The sequence below is a fragment of the Hyalangium minutum genome, assembly GCF_000737315.1.
Taxonomy (GTDB): Bacteria; Myxococcota; Myxococcia; order Myxococcales; family Myxococcaceae; genus Hyalangium; species Hyalangium minutum.
In genome coordinates this window covers 914,522-939,006 of sequence record NZ_JMCB01000003.1, presented here as the reverse complement: position 1 = coordinate 939,006, position 24,485 = coordinate 914,522, and the positions used below count along the sequence as shown (strand labels likewise).

General features: G+C 68.5%; 17 protein-coding genes. 10 read left to right on the top strand and 7 right to left on the bottom strand.

Translation table 11 applies throughout. The features are described 5' to 3' along the window. Positions 1 to 17: 17 nt before the first annotated feature. Entirely contained in the window at positions 18 to 1,379 is a 1,362-nt protein-coding gene (locus tag DB31_RS10335) for a S1C family serine protease (RefSeq protein WP_044185803.1), read from the top strand. After that, positions 1,367 to 2,335, top strand: a complete 969-nt coding sequence (locus DB31_RS10330) for an FHA domain-containing protein (protein WP_044185801.1) — start codon at positions 1,367 to 1,369, stop codon at positions 2,333 to 2,335. Before DB31_RS10335 ends, DB31_RS10330 begins: the two co-directional genes overlap by 13 nt. Positions 2,336 to 2,359: 24 nt before the next feature. On the opposite strand, the gene DB31_RS10325 is transcribed toward DB31_RS10330, so the two are convergent. Further along, positions 2,360 to 3,307: an N-acetylmuramoyl-L-alanine amidase family protein gene (locus DB31_RS10325; protein WP_044186219.1), complete on the bottom strand. Its 948-nt coding sequence runs from the start codon at positions 3,305 to 3,307 to the stop codon at positions 2,360 to 2,362. 244 nt (positions 3,308 to 3,551) lie between these two features. On the opposite strand from DB31_RS10325, the gene DB31_RS10320 reads away from it, so the two are divergent. Together DB31_RS10320 and DB31_RS10315 are read left to right on the top strand one after the other, a co-directional pair. Continuing rightward, complete coding sequence (locus DB31_RS10320) at positions 3,552 to 4,310, top strand: biliverdin-producing heme oxygenase (RefSeq protein WP_044185800.1); 759 nt, start codon at positions 3,552 to 3,554, stop codon at positions 4,308 to 4,310. Positions 4,311 to 4,379: 69 nt separating this feature from the next. After that, on the top strand, positions 4,380 to 8,372 hold the full coding sequence (locus DB31_RS10315) for a serine/threonine-protein kinase (RefSeq protein ID WP_044185798.1): 3,993 nt from the start codon (positions 4,380 to 4,382) through the stop codon (positions 8,370 to 8,372). Here DB31_RS10315 and DB31_RS10310 read toward each other — a convergent pair. Together DB31_RS10310 and lon are read right to left on the bottom strand one after the other, a co-directional pair. Then, positions 8,369 to 8,632, bottom strand: a complete 264-nt coding sequence (locus tag DB31_RS10310; RefSeq protein WP_044185796.1) for an aldo/keto reductase — start codon at positions 8,630 to 8,632, stop codon at positions 8,369 to 8,371. The two genes, DB31_RS10315 and DB31_RS10310, sit on opposite strands and share 4 nt — an antisense overlap. Positions 8,633 to 8,794: 162 nt before the next feature. After that, positions 8,795 to 11,287: an endopeptidase La gene (gene lon, locus DB31_RS10305; RefSeq protein ID WP_044185795.1), complete on the bottom strand. Its 2,493-nt coding sequence runs from the start codon at positions 11,285 to 11,287 to the stop codon at positions 8,795 to 8,797. 246 nt (positions 11,288 to 11,533) lie between these two features. Here lon and DB31_RS10300 point away from each other — a divergent pair, with 246 nt between their 5' ends. The 3 genes from DB31_RS10300 (at position 11,534) to DB31_RS10290 (ending at position 15,473) form a co-directional block, all read left to right on the top strand. Beyond that, the gene (locus DB31_RS10300) at positions 11,534 to 12,754 is read left to right on the top strand and encodes a vWA domain-containing protein (protein WP_044185794.1); all 1,221 of its coding nucleotides are present in this window, start codon (positions 11,534 to 11,536) and stop codon (positions 12,752 to 12,754) included. A 304-nt stretch (positions 12,755 to 13,058) separates the two neighbouring features. After that, positions 13,059 to 13,937: an ImuA family protein gene (locus DB31_RS10295; RefSeq protein ID WP_044185793.1), complete on the top strand. Its 879-nt coding sequence runs from the start codon at positions 13,059 to 13,061 to the stop codon at positions 13,935 to 13,937. Between the two features lie 24 nt (positions 13,938 to 13,961). After that, complete coding sequence (locus DB31_RS10290; RefSeq protein ID WP_044185792.1) at positions 13,962 to 15,473, top strand: Y-family DNA polymerase; 1,512 nt, start codon at positions 13,962 to 13,964, stop codon at positions 15,471 to 15,473. A gap of 6 nt (positions 15,474 to 15,479) precedes the next feature. Here DB31_RS10290 and DB31_RS10285 read toward each other — a convergent pair whose 3' ends face one another. The 3 genes from DB31_RS10285 to DB31_RS10275 all read right to left on the bottom strand — a co-directional run bounded on the left by DB31_RS10285 (position 15,480) and on the right by DB31_RS10275 (position 19,916). Continuing rightward, positions 15,480 to 15,875: a hypothetical protein gene (locus DB31_RS10285; RefSeq protein ID WP_044185791.1), complete on the bottom strand. Its 396-nt coding sequence runs from the start codon at positions 15,873 to 15,875 to the stop codon at positions 15,480 to 15,482. 106 nt (positions 15,876 to 15,981) lie between these two features. Next, the gene (locus tag DB31_RS10280) at positions 15,982 to 18,294 is read right to left on the bottom strand and encodes a TonB-dependent receptor family protein (protein ID WP_044185790.1); all 2,313 of its coding nucleotides are present in this window, start codon (positions 18,292 to 18,294) and stop codon (positions 15,982 to 15,984) included. Positions 18,295 to 18,455: 161 nt separating this feature from the next. After that, the gene (locus tag DB31_RS10275; RefSeq protein ID WP_044185789.1) at positions 18,456 to 19,916 is read right to left on the bottom strand and encodes an NHL repeat-containing protein; all 1,461 of its coding nucleotides are present in this window, start codon (positions 19,914 to 19,916) and stop codon (positions 18,456 to 18,458) included. A 155-nt stretch (positions 19,917 to 20,071) separates the two neighbouring features. Here DB31_RS10275 and DB31_RS10270 point away from each other — a divergent pair, with 155 nt between their 5' ends. Together DB31_RS10270 and DB31_RS10265 are read left to right on the top strand one after the other, a co-directional pair. Then, positions 20,072 to 21,283: an imelysin family protein gene (locus tag DB31_RS10270; RefSeq protein WP_044185788.1), complete on the top strand. Its 1,212-nt coding sequence runs from the start codon at positions 20,072 to 20,074 to the stop codon at positions 21,281 to 21,283. Continuing rightward, positions 21,276 to 22,706, top strand: a complete 1,431-nt coding sequence (locus tag DB31_RS10265; protein WP_044185785.1) for an HTTM domain-containing protein — start codon at positions 21,276 to 21,278, stop codon at positions 22,704 to 22,706. The genes DB31_RS10270 and DB31_RS10265 overlap by 8 nt, the downstream gene beginning before the upstream one ends. An 11-nt stretch (positions 22,707 to 22,717) precedes the next feature. On the opposite strand, the gene DB31_RS10260 is transcribed toward DB31_RS10265, so the two are convergent. Continuing rightward, complete coding sequence (locus DB31_RS10260; RefSeq protein ID WP_044185783.1) at positions 22,718 to 23,635, bottom strand: LysR family transcriptional regulator; 918 nt, start codon at positions 23,633 to 23,635, stop codon at positions 22,718 to 22,720. 103 nt (positions 23,636 to 23,738) lie between these two features. Here DB31_RS10260 and DB31_RS10255 point away from each other — a divergent pair, with 103 nt between their 5' ends. Then, entirely contained in the window at positions 23,739 to 24,431 is a 693-nt protein-coding gene (locus DB31_RS10255) for a type 1 glutamine amidotransferase domain-containing protein (protein WP_044185782.1), read from the top strand. Positions 24,432 to 24,485 lie beyond the last annotated feature (54 nt).

The window sequence follows — 24,485 nt, the reverse complement described above, 5'->3', positions numbered from 1 at the left end:
GCTACTGTGGGGCCAGAATGGTTGCTCTCCTCGTTGCTGTCCTCCTCGCGCAAGCCCCGGCGCCTGCGCAGCCTCCGGTGCCTTCTCCGGTCTCCGGGGCGGCCCAGCCCGACTCTCCCGCGCCTGATTCAGGGGCGCCGGAGGCTGTGCCGCAACTCCCTGTGGCGTCACTGCCTCCCGCCACGCATGAGCTGTTCGAGCGCATCAAGCGCCGCGTGGCCCAGGTCCGCATCATCGAGAGCCGCTCGGGCACCAAGTCGTCTATCGGCTCGGCCTTCTTCGTGAGCGCGGACGGGCACGCCCTGACGAACTACCACGTCGTCTCGGATCTGGTGATGCACCCGGAGGACTACACCGCCGAGATCGTCCGGGATGGCCAGGACCCGGTGGCGGTGAAGCTGCTCGATGTGGACGTGGTGCACGATCTCGCGGTGATCCGGCTTGCGCAGCCGGTGCCGGACTTCTTCCAACTGCTGGACAAGCCGCCCCCACAGGGCACGCGCCTGTTCGCCATGGGCAACCCGCGCGATCTGGGCATCACGATCGTCGAGGGCACCTACAACGGGCTGGTCCATGACGCCCTCTATGATCGCGTGCACTTCACCGGCGCCATCAACCCGGGCATGAGCGGTGGGCCCTCGCTCACCGGAGAGGGCCGTGTGGTGGGCGTCAACGTGGCCACCATGGGGAACCAGGTGGGCTTCCTCGTGCCGGTGGAGCACGCCCAGGCGTTGCTGACGCGCGCGCTCGCGGCCAAGCCGGAGGACTCGGAGCCCTCCGCGCTGCTGGCCTCCGTCGGAACGCAGCTGCGCGAACACCAGCAGCGCATCACCGAGCGCCTGCTCGCCACGCCTCTGCCGCAGCAGAGCCTGGGGCCCTATCGCGTCCCCGGGCGCTGGCTGCCCTTCCTCAAGTGCTGGGGCGACACCCCGCACGATCCCGAGGCTCAGTACACCGTGACGAGCTACCAGTGCTCCTCCGAAGACGATCTGTACCTCTCGTCGGACCATCGCACCGGGGCGGTCTCGTACAACCACCAGTACCTGTCCTCGACCAAGCTGGGAGCGCTGCGCTTCTCCGCGGTGTTCAGCGCGTACTTCTCCGCGGATCCGGCGGTGGTGGAGGCCACCCGCGAGGACGTGACGAACTTCCGGTGCAACTCGGAGTTCGTGAGCACCGGAGGGCTCACCCTGCGCGCCGCGCTGTGCCTGCGCGCCTACAAGAAGTTCCCGGGGCTCTACGATCTGGTGCTGCGCGCCGCCACGCTCCCCTCGAACAACCAGGGCGTCGACACGAGCTTCACCCTGGCGGGCTTCTCGCCGGAGAACGCCCGGAAGCTCGCGCGCCACTACCTGGAGGGCTTGTCGTGGACGAAGTGATCTTCCTGGAGGTGCTGGAAGGGGACGTCGTCCACGTGCGCCACCGGCTGGAGCGCTTCCCCGCCACGGTGGGGCGCGGCTACGCCAATGACATCATCCTGGATGATCCCAAGGTGTCCCCGGCGCACCTGCGCATCGAGCGCACCGAGGATGGCGGGCTCCTGGTGCGGGACGTGGGCAGCCGCAACGGCACGTTCCGGGTGGAGCCCTGGGCGCGCATGGCGGAGATGACGCTGGCGCAGGACGCACGGGTGATGGTGGGCGACACCATGCTGCGCTTCCGCGGGCGCAGCTTCGAGGTGCCCGAAGCGCTGCTGGCCGAGGCCCCGGTCCGGCCTCATCAGCGTCTCCTGGATCGGCCGCAGACGTTCCTGGCGTCGCTTGGCGTGGTGATGCTGGCGTCGATGCTCTCCACGTACATCTCCAGCTACGACGAGACGGACTGGGGCGAGCTGGTTTTCTCCATGTTGCTGCCCACCGCGCTCGCGTTGGCCTGGGCGGGCGGCTGGTCCATCGCGAGCCGGATCGCGCGCCGCCAGTTCTACTTCCGGGCCCATGGAGCCATCGGCAGCCTGATGCTGCTGGGCTTCATCTGCATCCCCGGCCTGATGCTCCTTCTGAGCTTCAGCCTGGGCTGGAGCACGAGCCGCCAGTGGCTGGGGCTGCTCTGTTACCTGGCGCTGGTGGCGTGGGGACTGTTCTGGCACCTGCGCTACGTGACGCGCTGGGACTCGCGGCGGCTGGGAGCGATGATTGGCGCGATCGTCCTGGGCCTGGGCTCACTCATCCAGGCGCAGGAGCTGCTGGGCAACGAGGGTTTCAGCTCCTCTCTGAGCTTCCCCCGCGCGTTGCTGCCGTCCTCCGTCCGGCTGATACCTGCCTCGTCAGTGGATGAGTTCTTCGAGGAGGCCGACGGGCTCCAGAAGCAGGTGGACGAGCTCGCGAAGGAGAAGTGAGGCCCCGGGCGGACGGGCCGTGCGCTACTTCTGCGCGGCCACCCCGGTCGTCGCCATGGGCGCAGCAGGGGAGGGCGAGTCGGAGAGTCCATCCACCAGCCCCTGCGCCACCGCCGCGGCGAAAGCCTCCAACGTCCGGAGCTCCTTCCAGCGCGCCGCCTCCTCGAAGTCGAGCGCGTGGTGCGTCTCGATGATGACCGAGGGAACGCGCGGCCGGCGCAGCATCATGATCCGAAGGCCGGGCTCGTGCCGGTCCACGAAGACGCCCGGGTGCTCGGGATCGCCCTCGTAGAGGCCCACGTAGTCCACGCCGTCATAAGGCAGGAAGCCCGCCGCGCCGATGCGCTGGGCCAGCCCGCGGGCCAGCGTCACGCGGCGGGTCTTCAGGGGATCGGCTGTCTCGTCCGACCAGAGCACGCTGTAGCCCGGCGTCGTGTCCTGGCGCAGGCACTTCTGGCCGGGGGCCGCCTCCCACCAGGCGGCCTCGCCGCGTGAATCCGAGTGGAGGCTCACGAAGGCATCGGCGTTCCAGCTCTCCGCCTCGGAGACGCGGGTGCGGTAGTGGACCTCCTTCCCGGCCCTGCGGCTCAGGCGGACCTTGAAGTGGCCCGTGGCCTCGAGCCGGCGCGCCAGATCCTCGGCCACCCGGAGCATGTTGTCCGCCTCGGTCTCGCAGGTGACGGACGTGTTGCCGGTGTTGGCGCGGTAGCCATGGCCCGCGTCCAGGTAGATGCGCTTCTTGCGATAGCCCTTGGGCACCTGGAGTGGCTGCGCCGTGAGCGGTGCGGTGGCAGCGGGCCAGGCGGGCAGGGTGGCCGGCTCCGCACGCGGGGGCGTCTCCTGGGAGGCACTCGCGGCGGGGGCGTCCTCCACGGGGGACGAGGGGACGGCTGGAGCGGGTTGCGCGTTCGCGGGCTCGGCACATCCGGCGAGCACCAACCATCCCAGAAGCAGCCTCGAGACTCTCAGCATGGCGGTTCCGACACTCGGGTGGGCCGAGCGGTTCCCCATCTTCTCATGTCCCGAGGCAACGCGCTGGCTGGGGCCCTGCCGGTCGCGTTCTCGCCCAACCTGTCTGACAGCCAGACCCGTGGGGCCCCACCGCACGGCCGTGTTCACCCGGCACCAGGCTTCGTTTGGAGGGCTTGACGGTTGGGTGGGGAGCGTGCATTATGATTTTGATTTTGATAATCGTTATCAATTCAAAGAGGGCACCATGTCCGCAGCCACTGTCGTGAGCCTCATGGACCGCATCCCTGTCACAGGGCAGGTGTCTCTGTCCGTGCGGCTGGAGGAGGGGACGGCGGCCACGCGGCGAGAGGCAGATCAGACGCCCTTCCTGCGGAGCCTCTTCCGAGGCCCGTGGGGAACGAGCGTGTACGGACAGCTCGTGCGGGGGCGCCACTACGTCACGTATCTGCAGTGCCTGCTGGAGGTTTACGAGGCGCTCGAAGCCGCGATGGAGTCGCTCTGCGGCCATCCGGTGGTGGGGGGCTTCTTGCTGCCGGAGCTCTGGCGCTCGCGCGCGATCGAGGCGGATCTGCGCTGCTTCCTGGGGGATTCGTGGCAGGAGGCTCCTCGGCCGGACCATCTCTCGGCCCTTCACGTGGAGCGCATCCGGCAACTCCGCGTGGTGGCGCCGCACCTGCTCGTGGCGCACGCCTACGCGCGCTACGCGCGGGACATCCTGGCTGGCCCGGTCCTCGCGAGCCAGGTGGCGCGGACCTTCGAGCTGAGCGAAGAGGAGGGGACGGCCTTCTTCCAGGCTGTGAAGGCCGAGTCCTTGGAGTTGCTGCGACTCCGGGGGAACGGAAACCTGGACAAGCTTCCGCTCACCGAGGAGGGAAAGTCGGAGGTGGTGCAGGAAGCGCGGCTCGCGTTCCGGCTCGATACGCTGCTCTCGGATGCGCTGGCTCGGGAGTCGCTCGGGATGGAGGCCTCTCGCATGGGAGGGGGACTGGGGGGCCTGAGGTGACGTAGGCCCGACGGGCTGCTCGTTCGAGCCTTACGTTGGCCAAGACCTTGCGAGTAGGCTCGGAGCGCAATGGTCTCTGAGTCCTTTGGTGAGCTGGCTCCAGGCGCTGTGGTCGCCCGGCGATTCACGCTCCAGCGCTTGGCAGGCCGTGGCGGGATGGGCGTGGTCTACCAGGCTCGCGATGAGCACACCGGGCTCCCGATCGCCCTCAAGCTGCTCCAGGCCTCGAGCGACTCCGACGCGGCGCGCCGCTTTGCCCGCGAGGCTCAGATCCTGACGTCCCTGCGGCACCCGGGAATCGTCTCCTACGTGGCCCATGGCCTCACCGAGGAGCACCAGCCCTTCCTGGCCATGGAGTGGCTGGAGGGGGAGGATCTCGCCTCCCGGCTGGTGCACAAGCCGTTGAGCCTCTCCGAGTCGCTGCAGTTGATTCGTCGCGCCGCGGATGCCCTGGCCACCGCCCATGCGCAGGGCATCATCCACCGCGACCTCAAGCCCTCCAATCTCTTCCTCCGCTCGGGCCAGCCGTGGGACGTGGTGCTGCTGGACTTCGGGGTGGCACGCATCAACGCAGCCTCCCGGCCGCTCACGAGCACCAGCTCCGTGCTGGGAACTCCCGGGTACATGGCGCCTGAGCAGGCTTCCAGTCACCAGGACATCACTCCGGCCGCCGACGTCTTCTCCCTGGGGTGCGTTCTCTACGAGTGCCTCACGGGGCTCAGCCCCTTCTGTGCCCCGCACATGGCCGCTGTGCTGGCCAAGATCCTCTACTCCGAGCCGAGGCGCTTGGAGACCTTGAGGCCCGAGTTGCCCACCGCGCTCCAGGAGTTGGTGGAGAGGCTGCTGTCCAAGGAGCCGAGTCGGCGGCCCACGAACGCCGGACACCTGCTGCGCGCGCTCGAGAGCCTGGAGCTGCCCTCCGAGCTGCCTCCGCCCACGGGGGCCTCGTGGGATCTCAAGGATGTCTCGGGACGCCTGCCGACTGGAGAGGGGGCTCTGCCAGCGCACGCCGAGCGGCACGTGGTGAGCGTGCTGCTGGCCATTCCGCGGCTCCCCCTCCGGGAGGCACCGACGCTCAGCCTGGAGGAAGAGTCGCAGGCCCACCAGAATCTCCAGCTGGTATTGCAGAGCCTGCAGGCCCAAGGGGCTCAGGCCGTGCTGTTGGCCGATAACTCCCTGCTGGCCACCTTCGCTCTCGAGCGCGGCACGGCCACCGATCAGGCCGCGCTGGCCGCGCACTGTGCCCTGGCGGTCCGGGAGCGCTGGGCCGACAGCCGCGTGGCTCTGACCACCGGACTGGGTCTGCGAGGACAACCGCTGCCTGTTGGAGAGGCGGTCGACAGGGCGGGCTTGCTGCTGCAGAAGACCCAGCCTCCGGCCTCCACAGCCCAGGTGCTGGTGGATGAGACCACGGCCGGGCTGCTGGGCTCGCGGTTTCAGGTGGAGCGGGTGTCCTCGGAGCTCTTTCTCCTGAACGGTGCGCCCCTGAGCGTGGACTCCTCCCGTCCACTGCTGGGGCGGCCTACCCCCTGTGTCGGCCGTGAGCAGGAGCTGGCCCTGCTGGAACTGGCGTTCAACAGCTGCGTGGAGGACAGCTCCGCGCATGCATTGCTGGTGACCGCGCCTGCGGGCATGGGCAAGTCACGCCTGCGACATGAGCTGCTGCGCCGCTTGGAGCGCCACGCCAGGCCTCCGCTGCTCCTGCTGGGGCGGGGTGATCTCATGAACACCAGCGTCGCCTATGGCATGGTGGCTCAGGCGGTGCGTCGGCTCTGCGAAGTGGTTGATGGCGAGCCGCTGGAGGTCCGCCGCACCAAGCTGGTCCAGCGCCTCACCCAGCACCTGCCTCCGGAGCAGCACCAGGAAGTCACCGAGTTCCTGGGGGAGCTGTGTGCCATTCCATTCCCCGGACAGGACAGCCCCCGGTTGCGCGCGGCCCGAGAGGATCCGCAGCTGATGAACGCTCAGGTGACGCGGAGCTTGGTCACCTGGCTCAAGGCCGAGTGCGCCCAGCGTCCGGTCCTGCTGATGCTGGAGGATCTGCACTGGAGCGATGGTCCCACCATTCACCTGGTGGAGGAGGTGCTGCGCGAGCTCTCCAATCACCCGTTGATGGTGCTGGCGCTGGCGCGGCCCGACGTCAAAGAGCTGTTTCCCAAGCTGTGGGGACGGGGCCTGCAAGAGGTGCCGCTGCGAGGCCTGAGCCACAAGGCCTGCACTCGGCTGGTTCAAGAGGTTCTCGGTCCCGAGGTACCCGAAGACGTCGTCACGCGCCTGGTAGGGCAGGCGGCTGGCAATGCCCTGTTCCTGGAGGAGCTGATTCGCAGCGTGGCCGAGGGACATGGCGAGGAGCTACCCGGATCGGTCCTGGCCATGCTCCAGTCGCGCCTGCAGCGCCTGGATCGGGAAGCCCGGCGTGTGGCACTGGCGGCCAGCATCTTCGGCCGCACCTTCTGGGCCCAGGGAGTCCAGAGGATGCTGGAGTCGTATCTGTCCCCCGAGGGGCTCGCCGAGGGACTGAAGCGGCTGGTGGAACTGGAGGTGGTGCAGCTGCAGCCGGGCAGCCGCTTCCCCGGGCAGAGCGAGTACCGCTTCCACCACGCCCTGGTCCGTGACGCCGCCTACAGCTTGGTGCCCGACAGCCTTCGCGCCGTGGGGCACCTACGGGCTGGCACCTGGTTGGAGGCGGTGGGCGAGTCCGAGCCCATCGTGCTGGCCGAGCACTACAAGCTCGGTGGGGAGAAGCAGAAGGCCATCCACTTCTTTGTCCTCGCCTGCAAACACAACTGCGAGCGGCAGCGCTCGGATCTGCAGGGGGCTCAGCGGTGTCTGGCGGCCGCGCTGGCCTGTGAGCCTTCGGGGCAGATCCTCACCGAGCTCCAGGTGCTGGAGGCGGACATCGCCTTCTGGATGGATGACTTCGCCCGCACCGTCGCCGTCAGCCATGAGGTCCTGCCCAAGCTCGCCGAGGGGAGTGGCGCCTGGATACAGGTGGTGGGAAACCTCATCCTGATGGACGCCATGAGCGGACGCTTCCAGGAGGCGAGCGAGCTCGCACACCGGCTGATGGGCATCCAACCCGCCCCGGGTGCCATGGCCCCGTACATCGAGGCGCTCGCTTTCCTCAGTGGCATGTACCAATGGACGGGCCACCCGCAGAAGGCCCTGCTCGTGCAGGAACGCGAAGCCGTGATCGCGAGAAACGGTGCGGAGCGTGATGCTTTCGCCCATGGCTGGTGGTCCCTCGGGCAGGCCCAGGTCGAGTACGACTACGGCACTCGCCTCTGGCGAGCGCTGCTCGGTGCGGAGGAGTCCCTGGAGGCCTTTGGCAAAATCGGCGCGGAGAGGAACCAGCTGGTGACCCGGGCCCTGCTCGGGCAGGTCCTGGCTGCCCTGGGGGAGATGCCCCGGGCCTCAGCCGTGCTGAGAGAAGAGCGGGTGAGAATCAAATACTTTGGCCGGGCGGGCAGCTGGTTTTCGATCCACATGGCCCTGGTCCTGTCGGGGAGCTCCGAGCCGGAGGATCAGGAGGAGTCCCGCCGCTTGGCGCTCCTCGAGCTGGAGGCGGAGCGGACGAACCCGCAGCACCAGGGCATCGCGACCGCGGCGCTGGCCCGAGCATCGCTGGCGCAGGGCTCACTCCGCGAAGCAGAGAAATGGGCTCGCGAGGCGTGCGCACGGTTGGAGGGCCTTCCCGTCTACCAAGTCTTCGCGCGGATCTGCCTGAGCGCGACGCTGCTGGCCCAGGATCGCGCTCAGGAGAGCCGCGCGGAGGCGGAGGAGGGCGTGCGGGTGGTGGAGCAGATGGGGGGCGTGGGCGCGGCGTCTGTGAGCGGCTGGCACGCGCTGACGGCGGCCTGCCTGTCCCAAGGGGATGACGCAGCGGCCGAAGCCGCCCTGCGCAAGGCCGTGGAGTGCTTGCGCCTCCGGATGGAGCAGCTCCCCGATGCGGCAGCCCAGGAGCGTTTCCTGACCCGGGTTCCCGAGAATGCCCGCGTGCTCGAGCTGGCCCGCAGGCGTTCCTTGTGGCCGGAGCCCTCGCGAGAGCCCGAGCGGGGTTAGAAGCCGCGGACCTCGTGCGGCTTGTAGGGCTTCTCGAGCGCCGCGATGTCCTCCGGCGAGAGCTGGACCTCCACCGCGCGGATGGCTGCCTCCAGGTGGTCCAGCTTCGTCGCGCCGACGATGGGCGCCGTCACCATGGGCTTGGACAACAGCCACGCCAGGGCCACCTCCGCCATCGAGTTCCCTCGCGCCGTGGCCACCTGCTTCACGGCCTCCTCGTCCAGCACCCACGGGCGCCACGAGGTGCTGCCGTAGCTCATGCACCCAGATGCGCGACACCTTCAAGTCCGTGCGTCCCAGGTACGTGTACTTCATCGAAGTGCCCCTCCGCGGAAAGCGTGTTGCCTCCAACGACAACGGGCAGGCCCCCGAAGGAGCCTGCCCGCGTCTACTGCATCACCCAGAGGTGATCGACAGCCTGTTTACGCCTCGGCCCGGATCTCCGGGGAGTCCGTGGTGGAGCCGGCCACCGGAGCCACCGGCTGCTCGCCGCCAGTGCCCGAGCCCGCCGGGGTCTTGAACGGCGAGGTCTCCAGCGCCGCCACCAGCACCTCGTCCATCTTCGTGGCGAAGATGAACTCCAGCTCCTTCTTGGCCTGATCCGGCACGTCCACCAGATCCTTCCGGCAGCGCTCGGGCAGGATGACCCGCTTGATGCCGGCGCGGTGAGCCGCGAGCACCTTCTCCTTGATGCCGCCCACCGGTAGCACCAGGCCACGCAGGGTGGCCTCGCCCGTCATCGCCGTGTCGCTGCGCACCCGGATGCCCGTCAGCAGGCTCGTGAGCGCCGTGAGGATGGTGACGCCGGCCGAGGGGCCGTCCTTCGGGATGGAGCCCGCGGGGAAGTGCAGGTGCAGGTCCGTCTTCTCGAGGAAGTTCGGGTTGATGCCCAGCGCCTCCGCCTTGCTGCGCAGGTAGCTGAGGGCCGCCGTGGCGCTCTCCTTCATCACGTCGCCGAGCTGGCCGGTGAGCGTCATGCCGCCCTTGCCCGCCATCTTCGTCGCCTCGATGAAGAGCAAGTCACCGCCGGCCGCCGTCCACGCCAGACCCGTGGCCACGCCCGGAACCTCCGTGCGCTCGGCCACCTCGGAGTAGAAGGACTCGGGCCCGAGGATCTCCTTGACCCGCTCGCCGTTGATGGACTGCTTGTCCGTCTTCCCGCCGGCCACCTCCACCGCCACCGCGCGGCAGATGTCCGCGATGCGGCGCTCGAGGTTACGCACACCGGCCTCACGCGTGTACGAAGTCGTGAGCGTCAGCAGCGCCTCGTCGGAGATCTCGATGTGGTCCGCGCTCAGCCCGTGCTCCTTGAGCTGCTTGGGCACCAGGTGGATCCGCGCGATGCTCTGCTTCTCCTCGAAGGTGTAGCCGCTGAGCTCGATGATCTCCATGCGGTCACGGAGCGGCCCAGGGATCGGATCCAGCTGGTTCGCCGTGGCGATGAACATCACCTTGGACAGATCGAACGGCACATCCAGGTAGTGGTCGCTGAACGTGTTGTTCTGCTCCGGATCCAGCACCTCGAGCAGCGCCGCGCTCGGGTCGCCGCGGAAGTCCGCGCCGAGCTTGTCGATCTCGTCCAGCATCATCACCGGGTTCTTGGTGCCGGCCTTCTTCATGCTCTGGATGAAGCGGCCCGGGAGCGCGCCGACGTAGGTGCGCCGGTGCCCACGGATCTCCGCCTCGTCGCGCACGCCGCCCAGCGACAGGCGGACGAACTTGCGGCCGGTGGCCCTGGCGACGCTCTGGCCGAGCGACGTCTTACCCACGCCCGGAGGACCGACCAGGCAGAGGATGGGGCCGCGCATGTCGTTCTTCAGCTTGCGCACCGCCAAGTACTCCAGGATGCGCTTCTTCACCTTCTTGATGCCGTAGTGGTCCTTGTCGAGCACCTGCCGGGCGTTCTCGATGTCCAGGTTGTCCTCGGACAGCTTGGCCCAGGGCAGATCCGCGATCCAGTCCAGGTACGTGCGGGCGACGGTGTACTCGCTGGAGGCCGCCGGAATGGTCTTCAGGCGGTTGAGCTCCTTCTGAGCCACCTTCTCCACGTCGGGCGGCAGGCCGGCCTTCTTCAGGCGCTCCTGCAGCTCGTCGAGCTCCTCCTCCTCCTCGCCCATCTCACCGAGCTCTTCCTTGATCGCCTTGAGCTGCTGGCGCAGGTAGTACTCGCGCTGGGTCTTCGACATCTCGCCCTTCACGGCGGAGTCGATCTTGTTGGAGAGCTTGAGGATCTCGCGCTTGCGGTTGAGCAGCTCCAGCACGAGCTTCATGCGCGCCTTGAGGTCCACCGTCTCCAGGACGGCCTGCTTCTCCTCGATGGGCACGTCCACGTTGGCGGCGATGAGGTCCGCCAGGTGGCCCGGGTGGGTGATCGACTCGACCAGCTCGGTGGCCGCGGCCGGCAGCTCCGGCATCAGCTCAATCACCTCACGGGCGAGCTTCTTCAGGTTGATGCCGAGCGCCTCCACCTCGACGTTCTCGGCGGAGGTCTTGTCCTCCACGGCGTCGACGCGGGCCTTGAGGTAGGGGGCCTCCTGCACCAGCTCCATGACGCGGAAGCGCGCCAGGCCCTGGACGACGAGCGAGTAGTTGTCCTCGCCCATCTTCAGCAGCTTCACGATGCGCGCCACGGTCCCCATGGTGTAGAGGTCCGAAGCACCGGGATCCTCCTCCTCGGCGCGGCGCTGGGTGACGACGCCAATCACTTGGTCATCGCGCACGGCGTCCTTGATGAGCGCGATGGTCTTCTGGCGGCCCACCGCCAGCGGCAGCACGCCACCGGGGAAGAACACCGAGTTCCGCAAGGGGAGAATGGGGAGGACCTGCGGAATGTCCTCTTTGTTGATGAGGCCCGGCGGAGCCATGGCCGTCGGCATGGCGCTGGCGGCGGAGCCTTTCTTCTTCTCGTCAGACATTCGTTCGACCCTCTAGGTGCCCGACCGCATGTCGGGCTGTTGATTACAAGCTGTTCTTCTGTGCCAGTTGACCCAACGTAGCAACCAAAACGGCCATGGCAAACGCGATGTGCATTTTTCCGAAGGCGAGTTTGCCTGCCAGACGGTTGTCGCGAAGCCGTGGCGGGTGGGGCATGCTGAACCCCAGATTCCATTTCATTCGATGCGGCGCGTCCAAGCGCGTTGCGTATACGGGAGGGAACCCTCATGAGGGCCCGAAGGCCTGCTCGTCCCCCACTGATGGCCGCCGCCCTGGCATGGGCCGTGGCCTGTAGCTCGCCGGTAGACCAGGCGGGATCCACCGTCCCCGGCAAGTGCCAGGCGGACGCCCCCAGCATTGCCACCCAGAAGACGGACGTGCTCTTCGTCATCGACAACTCCGGGTCGATGTCCGAGGAGCAGCTCGCCATTGCCACGGAGCTGCCGGCCTTCGTGTCCGAGCTCCGGCAGGGAGGCGGGGTGGCGCAAGACTTCCGGGTGGGGGTGATTACGACCTCCGTCTATCGGCGCTCCTTCATTGATAACCGCGACCTCTATCGCGAGTACCCCGAAGAGGCCGGCCACCTGAGGCCCGTTCCTACGGCGGCCAAGGAGCCTAGCGCTGAGCGCTATATCGAGGGCTCGGACCCAGAGCTGCTGCCGAAGTTCGGGCGGCTGGTCCAACAGGGGACGCTCGGCAGCGGCCAGGAGACGCCCTTCGAGGCGGTACGGCTGGCGGTGGCCTCCTCGCTGGCCACCACGCCGCTGGCGCAGGGGGGGAACGGGGGCTTCCTGAGGGACGGGGCCCGGTTGTTGGTGGTCGTCGTGACGGACGAGGAGGACTGCAGCTCCACGCTGCGCCCGCCGCCGGTGGCGCTCACGGAGGACACGTCGAAGGACTTGTGCTCGGAGCAGGCCGCGTTGCTCACGTCCGTGGACGACTACTTCCAGATCTTCCAGGGGCTGAAGGACGGCAAGGGCGCGGCGCGCGAAGTGCTGTGGGCGACAATTGGCCCGGTGGCGCTGAGCGACAAGCGGGCTGGAACGGTGCAGGAGTCGACACCGACGGGGATCGTCGTTCGCAACGTGGAGTGTCCAACGTCTTACGGTCCTGGCTTCCGCCACCGCGCCATGTCCGAGCGCTTCGACAGTCAGCTGCGGAACCTGGACTCCATCTGCAAGCCGAGCTACCGCGACACGCTGGTGGCCATCGCGGAGCTGGCGGCGATATCGCAGAGCATCGAGGTGATGAACCTGCCGGATCCGCGGCTGGCGCGCGTGGACGTGACGCGGGCGGATGGCTCGGTGCAGACGTGCAGCGTGGCGGCGGGGAACCTGCGCTACGACCCGTCCGGCGAGGACCGTCCCGCGCGCATCTTCTTCCTGGGCGACTGTACTCGCCTGCCGGATGATCAGGCCGTCGAAGTCAAGCTTTTTTGCGCGCAGTAGGGGTGCGAGCCCCGCGCGTTTGAGGCCGAGAAATCGGCCTCCGCGCGATCATTCCGAGGGAAAAATCCCGGCTCTGGCCTTCGGCTGGAGAGTGGCCTGCGGCTCGAGGCGCCCCGGCACATTCGTTGCCCAGATCTGGCCTGGGAGGTTGGATTGAAGGCGCGAGTGCCTGTGATCCCGCGAGGATCGCCGCATACCCCTTTCGTCCCCGCACGACCACCGCACCAGGTCCTTCGTGCCGAGGGGCAGATCCGTGAGCATACTGAACGAGCGTGTAGATCGGCTCGGCCTCGGAGACGGTGTGATGAGCGCGACGGCGGAACAGCGATCGGGAGCAGTGGTGGAGCAGCTGCGGGAGCGGATCCGCCAGCTGCAGGCCGCGCCTCGGAGCTATCTGGCCACGCTGCGCACCGGGGTGGAGGAGGTGGACGCGCTGCTGCCCTCGGGCGGCTTCCCGCTGGGGCAGGCGGTGGAGCTGTGCGGTGAGGCGGCCTCGGGGCGCACCAGCCTGGCGCTGCGCGCGGTGGCCGCCGCGCACAAGGAGCAGCGGCTGTGCGCCTGGGTGGATGGGCCCAAGGAGCTCTATCCGCCCGCGGCCGCGGCCATGGGGGTGGACCTGTCCCGGTTGCTGATCATCCGCCCCAAGGAGCCCTCCCAGCTGGCGTGGACGGCGGTGCAGCTGGCCCGGAGCGGCGCGTTCGCGTGCGTGGTGCTGGATTTGAACCACGGCCTCGCGTCGAGCGCATCGGGCGGCAAGTCCGCTGGCCTGCGGCTGTCCCTGGCGGAGGGCAAGAAGCTCGCGGATGCGGCCTTCCGGGGTGGGAGCCTGTTGCTGCTGCTGTCCTCTCCGAGCGCTCCGGCGGACGGTGTGACGCGCATGAGGACCGAGTCCCTGGGGCCCGAGGGTGTCTCCGTGGAGGTGGTGCGCAGCCGCCAGGGCGGGCTGGGGACGCGGGCCGTGCTGCCGTGGAACGCGCTCTATCCGGCGCTGGGTCCCGAGGGTGAGGAGTCCGTGCTGCTCGCGGGGGACATGCCGGCGGAGAAGGAGCTGGTCCCGGACTTCTATCGCGAGCGTTCCTGGGAGAAGCGCAACGGGTGCGGAATCCTGGGCCAGCGTCCTGGGCGGGATGCTTCCATGCCTTCCATGGGGGCGGTGCTGAAGGCGGGCTCGGCCTCGCGCTGAGTTGGGAGCAGGGAGGAGGGGCTCATGCGGCTGGGATATCTGCACTTCTCGCGCTTCCCGGCGCAGCGGAAGGTCATCGAGGTGCCCGTGCTGGCGGGAAAGCCCTTCGTCCTGGAGGAGGAGGTTCGGAGTGCCCGGCGCGTGGCCTTTGCTTCCACGAGCGCCCTGAAGGCCGGTGTCCGTCCGGGGATGACGCTGACGGCAGCGACGGCCCTGGAGCCCTCGCTGCAGCACTTTCCTTATAAGGAGGAGGACGAGGTCCGTGCCCTGACATCCCTGGGCGAGGCGCTGATGTGCGTCGCGCCGGGGTTTCAGCTCTCCGCGCCGGAGGGGCTGTGGTTCGACGCGAGCGCGGCGCACCTCTTCGGAGGCGAGGAGGGGCTGTGCCTGCGGGCGCTGGAGGTCTGCTCGATCCATGGGTACCGGGGCCGGGCGGTGGTGGCCTCGGAGCTGTTCACGGCGCGGACTTTGGCTCGGAATGGCACGCGGCCCGTACTGGTGGTGCCGGAGGGTGGGAGTGCCCAGATGTTGGCACTGCTGCCGCTCGCGGCGCTGGAGGGGCCAGAGCGCGAGGCCTTCGTGGCGCTTGGGTTGAGAACCCTGGGCGAGGTGGCGGCGCTGCCTGCGGGAGCGGTGGCGGCGCGCGGGGGCATGTCACGGCTGCGCGCTCACACGCTGTGCGGGGGAGGGGATGACACACCCTTCGTTCCGGCGGTGCTGGAGGAGGTGCTCGAGGAGCGGATGACGCTGGACTGGCCTGCCGAGTCCTTCGAGCCCCTGCAGTTCGCGCTGAAGACGTTGCTGGATCGGCTCTGCGCGCGGCTGGCGGGGCGCCGGCGGGCGGCGGTGCGGTTGAAGTTCGTGCTGAAGCTGGATCCGACGGGGCAGGTGGAGCTGCCGCTGACGCTGGCCCGGCCCACGGCGCGGGCGAAGCTGTTGCTGGATCTGGCGCGGCACCAGCTCTCCGATCTGCGGGTGGAGAACCCAATAGCGGGGATCTCGGTGCGGGTGGAGGAGCACAACGAGGACCGAGGGCAGCAGCTGGCGCTGGGTGATACGCCCGAGGGCGATGCTGCGTTGGAGGTGGTGCTGTCGCGGCTGGTCACGACGCTGGGAGAGGAGTCGCTCTTCTCCGCCTCGCTGGAGGCCGTCCACCGCCCGGAGCAGGCCTATGCGGCGCAGGCCTTCCATCCCCCGGCCACCACGCGAGGCATGGCGGGAGAACTGCTGCCGGAGGCCGAGGTGGAAGTGCCGCTGGAGGACGCGCTGAAGGAGCGGCCCTCGCGGCTGCTGGAGCAGCCGGCCACGCTGGACGCCGAGGTGACGGAGTCTGGGGAACTGCGCGCGGCGTGGCTGTTGGGCAAGCGGCGCCGGGTGATGGCGATGGCTGGACCGGAGCGCCTGGGCGGCGAGTGGTGGGCGAAGGACCCCTACAGCCGCGACTACTACCGGGTCCACTTCGAGGGCATGGGCCCGGCGTGGGTGTTCCGGGATGCGAAGGACGGCCGCTTCTACCTCCAGGGCCTCTTCGACTGAGCCAACTCAGACCCCCTGCGGCGCGGTGGCCTTCATCGCGGCCTTCACCTTCTCGCGCAGGGCCTGCTTGCGCTGCCGGAGCTGCTCGCGCTGCGCGTCCGTGAGCTGGCCGCCGCTGGACTGGCGCTGCGCCTGTGCCTCGTCGCGCAGCTGGCGGGCCTCGGCCTTGAACTGGTCCGCCTGCGCCTGCGTCAGCCGGCCCTTCTCCACGGCGCGATCCAGCCGGTGCTCCATTCGCGCCAGCTTGTGGAACATCTTCCCTTCCTTGCCACCCTTGCCACCGCGGCACTCGCCCGCAGCGTGCTGACGGCCGTCCGGCGTGGCCTCCTGTGCGGCCAGCGAGGCGGTGGCGAACAGCAGCGAGGCGAGGGTGGTGGACAGCAAGGTCGTCTTGATGCGCATGGTGTGAGTTCTCCTCGGTACAGGGACGCGTGGGGAAGCCCCTGTGGCTCCCACGGCCTTCGTCAAGAGAACCCCGCAGCCACTCCGAGGTTAATTTGCGTGTGGCCTACATCGAGTACTTCAGTCCGACCAGCACTGTGCGCGGCGCGTTGGGCCGGGCGCCGAACGGACGGCGGGAGACGATGACTTGCTCGTTCAGCAGGTTGCGAGCGCTCAGGTAGAGCTCGGCCTGCTTGGCGAAGTTCCAGCTCGCGTTCAGATCGAACGTCAGCTGGGCGCCCGTTTTCTCACCCTCGGGGATCTCTCCCTGGCCCGCTGCCTCGCGCATGGAGCCCACGTACGCCGCGCTCAAGAAGACGCCCCCGAGCACTGACTCCACGCCCGCCGAGGCGTACAGCTGGTGCCGAGGCACATAGGGCATCTCGTCCCCAGCGCGCACCACGCCGTACTGCGGATCGTCCGAGCGGAAGTCCTCGAGCAGCTTCGTCCGGGTGAGCGTGTAGGCGAGCGACGTGGGGAACGTCACGCCGCCGCCCGGCCGGAACGTCTTCTCCGCGAAGACCTCCATGCCCCAGATGTTGGCCTCGCCCGCGTCCACCTGGCGATCCAGGTTCTCGTTCAGACATCCGTTGGAGAAGGTGCACACGTCCGTGAGGTTCGAGTAGTCGTTGAAGAAGCCCACCACCTCGAAGCGCTCGCCGCTGCGCGTCCACCGAGCGCCGCCCTCGAAGTTCACGCTCTTCTCCGGGAGCACCGTGCCTGCCTGGCCCGGCGCGGGAGGCGAGAAGCCCTGATACGCACCCGCGAACAGGCCCAGCGCTCGCGTGAGCGAGCCGTAGACACCCAGGCCCGGCAGCAGCACCTCGAGCGCCCCCTCCTGGCGCTTCTCGTTCAGGTAGTCCGCCGACTGCGAGCGAATCACCTCGAGCCGCACGCCCGGCGTCACCACGAACCGCCCCCACGTCATCGCATCCGTGAGGTGGAGCGCCACCGCGCGCGTCGAGTCCTTGTTGTTCGCGGTGGTGTCCGTGGGGCCACCCTCGGGGACGAACTCTCCGCCCACCACGCGGTAGCCGTCCTCTGTGTGGATGCGGCGGATGCTGTCGTAGTGGAAGCGCGCCCCGGCTTCCAGGTTGTGGTTCAGCGGGCCCGTGGCCGTGGTCCACCGCGCCACGCTCTGAAGTCCCTGCGAGACGAAGGCCCGGTTGTTGGGGCCGATCATGATCGTCTCTCCGGAGGTAGAGCTGTCCAACTGCCCCGTGAGCACGCTGTAGTAGATGGCGTTGCGCGCGCTCGTGGGATCCGCGAGCACGCTGGCGATATCCATGTTCCGGAAGCGGTTCACCTTCCGCCAGATGCGGTGGTAGTCGATGCGGTAGGCCTGCGTCGTCACCGCCAGCGCGCCGGACTCGAACTGGTGGGAGAGCACCACCTGGGTGCGGTGGTTCTCCATCCGGTCCATCTTGCTCACTTCGTAGCGGCGCTGCGGGTTGGCCTCGAAGTCTGCGTCGCTCAGGCCCAGGTAGGACTCGTTGGACACCTCATCCGAGTAGCCCAGCTTGAGCTGGAGGCTCTGGCGCGAGTCCCCTTCCACGTCGAGCTGGTGCCGGGCCTTCATCATCCACTCGTTGCGGCGGAACCCGGTGGAGCCGCCGCCGTCCAGCTCCTTGAAGCCGTTGGTGCGCAGGTGCACGCCCTCCAGCAGGAAGCCGCTGCGCTCGGTGCTCGCGCCGTAGAAGCCGTGGAACTTGCCGTAGAGATCCTGCCCGCCGCCCAGGTCCACCCCGAAATCCTCCTCGGCGGGGATGTCCCGGGTGATGAACTCCAACGAGCCGCCCACCGTCTGCGGGCCGTGCTGGATGGCCGCGGGGCCCTTGAGGATGCGCACGCTCTGCATGCGCGTCATCAGCGGGAAGTAGTAGGCCGCTGGCGCGGAGTAGGGCGCTGGGCCAAAGAGGACGCCGTCCTCCAGCAGCGTCACCTTCTTGCTGCGATCGGGGTTCACTCCGCGCAGGCCGATGTTGGGCCGCAGGCCATACCCATCCTCGCCGCGCGCGTAGACGCCGGGCACGGACTGGAGGATCGCGTGCGGATCGTCCTTCTCGAAGCGCTGCAGCGTGTCCGCCTTGAGGATGTGGACCGAGCCGCTCGTCTTCGCCTCAGAGGTGCCCACGACGACGCTCTCGAACTTCGGAGAGGCGGGCGCGGTGGGCGCATCCGCGGGCGCTGGCTGCGCGGCTTCAGACGGGGGGGCCGGCTGCTCCGCTACGGCAGGGGAGGGGACAGGCGAGGCAGGTGCTGCAGGCTCACCCGCTGGAGGCTCCACAGGAGCCGCTTGCTCAGCCTCCGTTGATTGAGCCGCCGCCCGTGTCGCCGCGACGAAGACGAGCGCAGCGACCACCCACATCCGTGCATGCATTGCGTACTTCTCCTTGAATCGTGGGGCCCTCCATCCCCTTCTGCCCCACGGTTGTCAACGCCACCTGTCTGCGAAAGCGGCGCGGCACCCTGATCCCAGGGGCGAGGCCCCCCCTGCATGCATTCGGAGGGGCCTCGGGTGCCGGCTGCTTGGGACTGCGCCTACTTCTTCTCCACCGTGCCGGCGATGACCACCTTGCCGTCCGACTGGATCATGACGGCGCGGGCCGTCTCATCCGTGCCGGCCTGGACGACGTTGTGCGTGGCGACGCCGTTGGTGCCGAACGTCGTGTCTCGCGAGCCGTCCGTGTTGAAGCGCGCCACGATCATCTTGTTGTCACCGTTCTCGGTGATGAAGCCCGCCGCGTAGACCTTCCCCGAGGCGTCGAACGTCACGGCCCAGAAGCGGTCGTTCGCGGTGTCGGAGATGGGCACGGGCTGGACGAACTCGGTGCCGCTGCCCGTGGGCCGCACAAACAGGAGCGCGTCGTCATCCTGGCCTCCGCCGGCCACGTACCCCGCCGCGGCGATCCACGCGCCGTCCGCGGACACGGCGGCACCGAAGAACGCCTCGTCCGAGCGGCCGAAGTCGAAGAGCTTGTAGCCCTCCGTGGCGAAGCTGGTGTCCCGGGCGCCGTTTTCGGTGAGCATCACCGCCATGGCGTCGACGTTCTGGGCGGCGGGCGTGCCGCTGCCCACCATGAACACGCGGTTGTCCGGGAGGACGACCAGGTTGCGGCCGCGATCGTTGTCTCCCACCAGATCCAGCGAGAAGGTGCCGTTGGTGCCCCAGCTCGTGTCGAGCTGGCCGGTGCTCGTGTAGCGGAAGGCGAGCAGGTCCACCGCGCCCGTGTTGCCGAAGCGGCCGTAGCCCGTGGTGACGTACTTGCCGGCCTGGTAGCCCACGGCGTACGCCTCGGCATAGCCCCACTCGGTGTTGACGGGATCCGCAGGCGGAATCGGCATGGAGTTCACCACGCCCTTGGAGCCGAACGTCGCGTCCGTCTTGCCGTCGTCGTTCAGCCGCGTCAGGACGATCCGGTTGCCCGTCTGCGTCCCCACGCCCGTGGGATGCGGGGTGTAGCCAGAGGTGACGATCTTCCCGTCCGGCTGGATGATGCCGCTGCGCGCGTTGTCGGTGAGGTTGGAGACGTTGAGGGTGTTCACGCCGCTGGTGCCGAACCCGGTGTCAGGCGCGCCATTGGCGGACAGCCGCACGACGACGCGATCCACGTCGAGGCGATCCGTGCCCTTCGCGTGGCCGAACATGACGATGCGATCCGAGCTGTCACGCGCCGCGCCCCACAGGGTCTCACGCGCGGACGTGTTGCCAGGGGCCACGTCCACCACCGCGACGCCGCCGGTACCAAAGGTGGTGTCCAGCGTGCCGTTGGTGTTGAAGCGCACCGCCGCGAACGCCGTGTCCGTAGAGGGGGTAGGCTGTACGCCAGCGTCCGTCCCACCGTCCGTCGGGGGCTCGTGACCTGCGTCCGGGGTGTTGTCGGGGGGATCGATGATCTCGTCATCATCTCCGCAGCCACCCGCCACCGTGAGGGTGAGCGCGAGCACGACCGCGCCCACGAGCGAGGCCCGCAGGCCCGCCCCTTCCGAATTGTTCCGCATGTTTGCCCCTCCAGAGCGTTTTTATGGAATTGAAAACGATTATCGTTTTCAACGCGGCGCGCGGAGTACCGTGGCGATCGAGAGAGTGTCAAGGAGTTCCCCAGACCATTTTGAGAATGCTTGTCACTTCCAAAATCGTTTGGTACGGCAGGGCCATGCCACGAAATCGCCTCGAGGGGGCCCGCGGCGCGGGAGTGTTCGCGCTCGCAGTGCTCACGTGTCTGTGCGCTTGCAAGGAGGACAGCAAGCCCGATCCCGGCAACACGCCTCCGGCGGAGACGGTTCGGAAAGAGCTGCTGGCCGCGGTGGGCTCGTGCGAGCAGAGCCGCTCGAAGGCCTTCCAGGCTACTGCCGTGGAGCTGGAGACGGCGACAGCGGCCTTGGCTGCGGCTCCCGACACGGCCAATCGGGACGCGGCTCGGGCGGCGTTCCACCGGGCGATGGACGCGTGGCAGGAGATCGATGCCATGCAGGTGGGGCCCACGCTGCCTCGAAGCCAGCCGGGCGGGGCGGAGCTGCGGGACAACATCTACTCGTGGCCGCTCGTGAGCCGGTGCGCCGTGGAGGAGCAGATCGTCGCTCGTGGCTACGAGTCGCAGGACTTCCCGGCGATGTTGGTGTCCCGCCGGGGGCTGTACGCGGTGGAGTTCCTGCTGTTCTACGAGGGCACGGACACGGCCTGTGCTCCGAGCTCTCCGATCGTGGCTGGAGGGACATGGGCAGCGCTGCCGGTCGAGGAGCGGCAGGCGCGCAAGCGGGCCTATGCGGCGGCGGCGGCCAAGGCGGTGCGGGCGCGAGCGGATCAGTTGGCGGACGCGTGGGATCCGGGGAAGGGGAACTTCGGGGCGACGCTGGCGTCGCCTGGCACGGGCAACGCGATCTACCCGTCGGTGCAGATGGCGCTGAACTCGGTGAGCGACGGGCTCTTCTACCTCGATAGTGAAATGAAGGATCGGAAGCTGGCGCGCCCGCTGGGCCTGCGGGAGTGTGACTCAGAGTCGTGCCCGGAGCTGCTGGAGTCGATCTACGCGGGGCGTTCGAAGGCGAACCTGCGCAACAACCTCGTGGGGTTCCGGCGCATCGTCGAGGGCTGTGGGGAAGGGTTCTCGGGCAGGGGCTTCGATGATTTGCTGGAGGCGGTGGGCTCAGACTCGCTCGCGCAGGCCCTGCGCTCGAGGCTGGTGGCAGCCGATGCCGCGCTCAACGCGATCGAGGAGCAGGATCTGGCGCAGGCGCTCGTGCAGGACAAGGCCTCGGTCCGCGCGCTCTACGATTCGCTCAAGGGTGTGACGGATCTGCTCAAGACCGACTTTGTCACCGTGCTGGACCTCGAGCTGCCCCAGACGGTGGAAGGGGACAATGACTGAGCAGGCGGTGAGCACGCCGGGCACGGCCAGTCGGCTCTGGGCGCATCTGCTGGCTCCGCGAGACATCGCGGCCCTGGCGGTCTTCCGGGTGGCGTTCGGGTTGATGGTGACGGTGTCGGCGGTGCGCTTCCTCGCCTACGGCTGGGTGCAGGAGTTCTTCGTCCGGCCGAAGTTCCACTTCACCTACTGGGGCTTCGGGTGGGTGCCCGCGCTCCCGGCCCCGTGGATCCACGTCGTCTTCGCGGCCCTGGGCATGTTGGGGCTCTGCGTGGCGCTGGGCTTCTACTACCGCGTGGCGATCGCGCTGCTCTTCGTCACGTTCACGTACGTCCAGCTCGTGGACGTCACCACGTACCTCAACCACTACTATCTGGTGAGCCTGCTGGCGGGGCTGCTGTGCTTCGTCCCTGCGCACCGGGCGTTCTCCGTGGATGCGTGGAGGAACCCGGTGCTGCGCCAGGACTGGCTGCCCACGTGGTGCACGTACCTGCTGCGCTTCCAGGTGGCCGTCGTCTACGTGTTCGCCGGGCTGGCCAAACTCACCCCGGACTGGCTGGTGCATGCCCAGCCGCTCCAGATCTGGCTCTCGGCGCGCACGGGGCTTCCGCTCGTGGGGCCGATGCTGGATCAGACGTGGGTCGCTTATGCCGCGGCGTGGTCGGGGTTCCTCTTCGACACGACGATCGTGGCCTTCTTGCTCGTGCGGAGGCTGCGTCCGTTTGCGTACGTGGTGGTGCTGGGGTTCCATGCGGCGACCTGGGCGCTGTTCCCCATCGGGATGTTCCCGGTGATCATGGTCACGGCCGCGTTGGTGTTCTTCGATTCCTCCTGGCCGCGGTGGCTCGTGTCGCGCCTGCGCAGGGTGGAACGGCCGAAGCCGCCCGTTGCGGTGCCCGTGCTGGCGGCCCCCGGGAGGAAGGCCCGGATCGCCCTGGGGGTGGCTGTGGCCTATGGGATCCTTCAGATCGCGCTTCCGCTCAGGACCCACTTCTATGGAGGCAATGTCCTCTGGCACGAGCAGGGCATGCGCTTCTCGTGGCGAGTGATGGCCCGAGAGAAGAACGGCAGCGTGACCTTCGTGGTGCGCTCACCCGTGACGGGCAAGGAGTGGCACGTGCCTCCGCGCCAGTACCTCACGCAGCTTCAGGAGCGGGAGATGTCCGTGCAGCCGGACCTCATCCTGCAGCTTGCTCGGCGCATCGCCCGCGACTTCGAGGCGGAGGGCAAGGGCCCCGTCGAGGTTCATGCCGACGCGCGTGCATCGCTGAACGGGCGCCCCTCGGAGCTCCTGGTGGATCCGGAGGTGGATCTCGCGCACCAGGCGGATGGGCTTGCTCCCAAGGGGTGGATTCTGCCTGCGCCGGACTCTCCGCCCGCTCGGCTTCGGCCTGCGCAGCGCTGGGGCGCCTCTGCGCGTCGGTAGGATCCTTCGCCTCATTCCTTCAGCCCGCCCTCCAGCAGCCAGTCGCGTACCGCGAGGAATCGCGCCGTGGGCGCCGCGGCCCTGCGCCATGCCAGCCAGAGCGTCCCCCGGTTGTGGCGCAGCGAGCGTCGGCGGACCTCCGGTTCGAGCGCTACCATCCGCCCCTCGTTGACCGAGGTTCCAACCAGGTAGTCGGGCAGCACGGTGATGCCGCATCCGGCTTCCGCCAGCGCCAGCATCTCGTCCAGGTTGGTGATGCGGCATACCACCTGGGTGGGCAGCGGCTCTCGGGGACCGAAGGCCGCTCGCCACCAAGGGACGAGCATCGCCAGATCGGAGTCGAAGGCGATGAAGCGGTGAGCCGCAAAGTCCCGTGCCGAGCGAGGCGTGCCGTGTCGCCGCAGATAGCCGGGCGCGGCCACGGCGATGAAGCCTTCATGGGCGATCGGGTGCACCTCCAGCCCTGGCTCCTCGGGCAGCGTGCCGACAATGGCCAGGTCCAGCTCTCCGCCCAGCAGCCGGCGGGTGAGCAGGCTGGGGACATCGAAGCGGATGTTCAGGCGCAGGTCTGGGTAGCGCTCCAGCAGAGAGGGCAGGCGAGGGCGCAGCCAGGAGCGGCAGAAAGGCCACGGGCCTCCCAGTGATACCTCTCCGCGCACTGCTCGGTGGGTGGCGGCGGCTTCCTCCAGCGCCGCATCGAGGGCAGGCAGGTGCTCGCCCAGCCGCTCGATCAGAGCTTGGCCGATCGCCGTGAGCCGGGCGCGCCGTCCTACGCGCTCGAACAGCGCGACGCCCAAGCGCTGCTCCAGTGCCTTGAGCTGCTGGCCTACCGCCGAGGCCGTGATCCCCAGCCGTGCTGCTGCGGCTGCGTAGGTCCCGGCCCGGCTCACCTCCCACAGCGTCCAGAGCGCTTCGTGATTGCCAAGCATGGCTACACATTATGCGAAGAAGCCCTCGATTTTCTTGGCCCCCAGCCAGCGCTACTTCTTAGCCATGGCCCCCATGAAGGGTGGCCCCCAAGGAGCAATCACCATGAAGGCACTGGCTGCCCTCAAGATTCTGCTGATCGTCACCAGCCACGAGCAGCTCGGCACCACTCAGGAGCGCACGGGGTTCTGGCTGGAGGAACTCGCGGCGCCCTACCAGGAGTTCTCGGTGGCGGGTGCGCAGGTGGACATCGCGTCTCCCCGCGGAGGGAAGGCCCCCGCGGATCCCCGCAGCGTGAAGGATCCCTCCGAGGTTTCTCGTGCGTTCCTGGCCGACCCCAAGGCGGTGAAGAAGCTCGAGCACACGCTCGTGCTGGAGGAGGTGAAGGAGCCGTACGACGCCTACTTCGTGGTCGGTGGGCACGGGGTGATGTGGGATCTGGCGGTCCACACCCCGCTGCAGCGCCTGCTCGCGAGCGCCTACGAGCGGGGCGCGGTGGTGGCGGCGGTGTGCCATGGGCCCGCGGCGCTGGTGGGGGTGAAAGGCTCGGATGGCCGCCCACTGGTGGCGGGCAAGCGCGTGGCGGGCTTCTCCAATGAGGAGGAGGTGGCGGTGAAGCTCGACAAGGTGGTGCCCTTCGCGCTCGAGACACGGCTGCGCGAGCTGGGCGGCCGCTACGAGCGCGGGCCCATGTGGGGCAGCTTCGCGGTGCGAGACGGGCGGCTGGTGACGGGCCAGAACCCGGCCTCTTCCGTGGCTGTCGCGCGCGAGGTGCTCGCCGCTCTGAAGGAGCAGTGAGGCGCACGGGCTTGGGAGGAGCAAGGAGGGCTCCTCCCTTCGGCGGCGGACGCG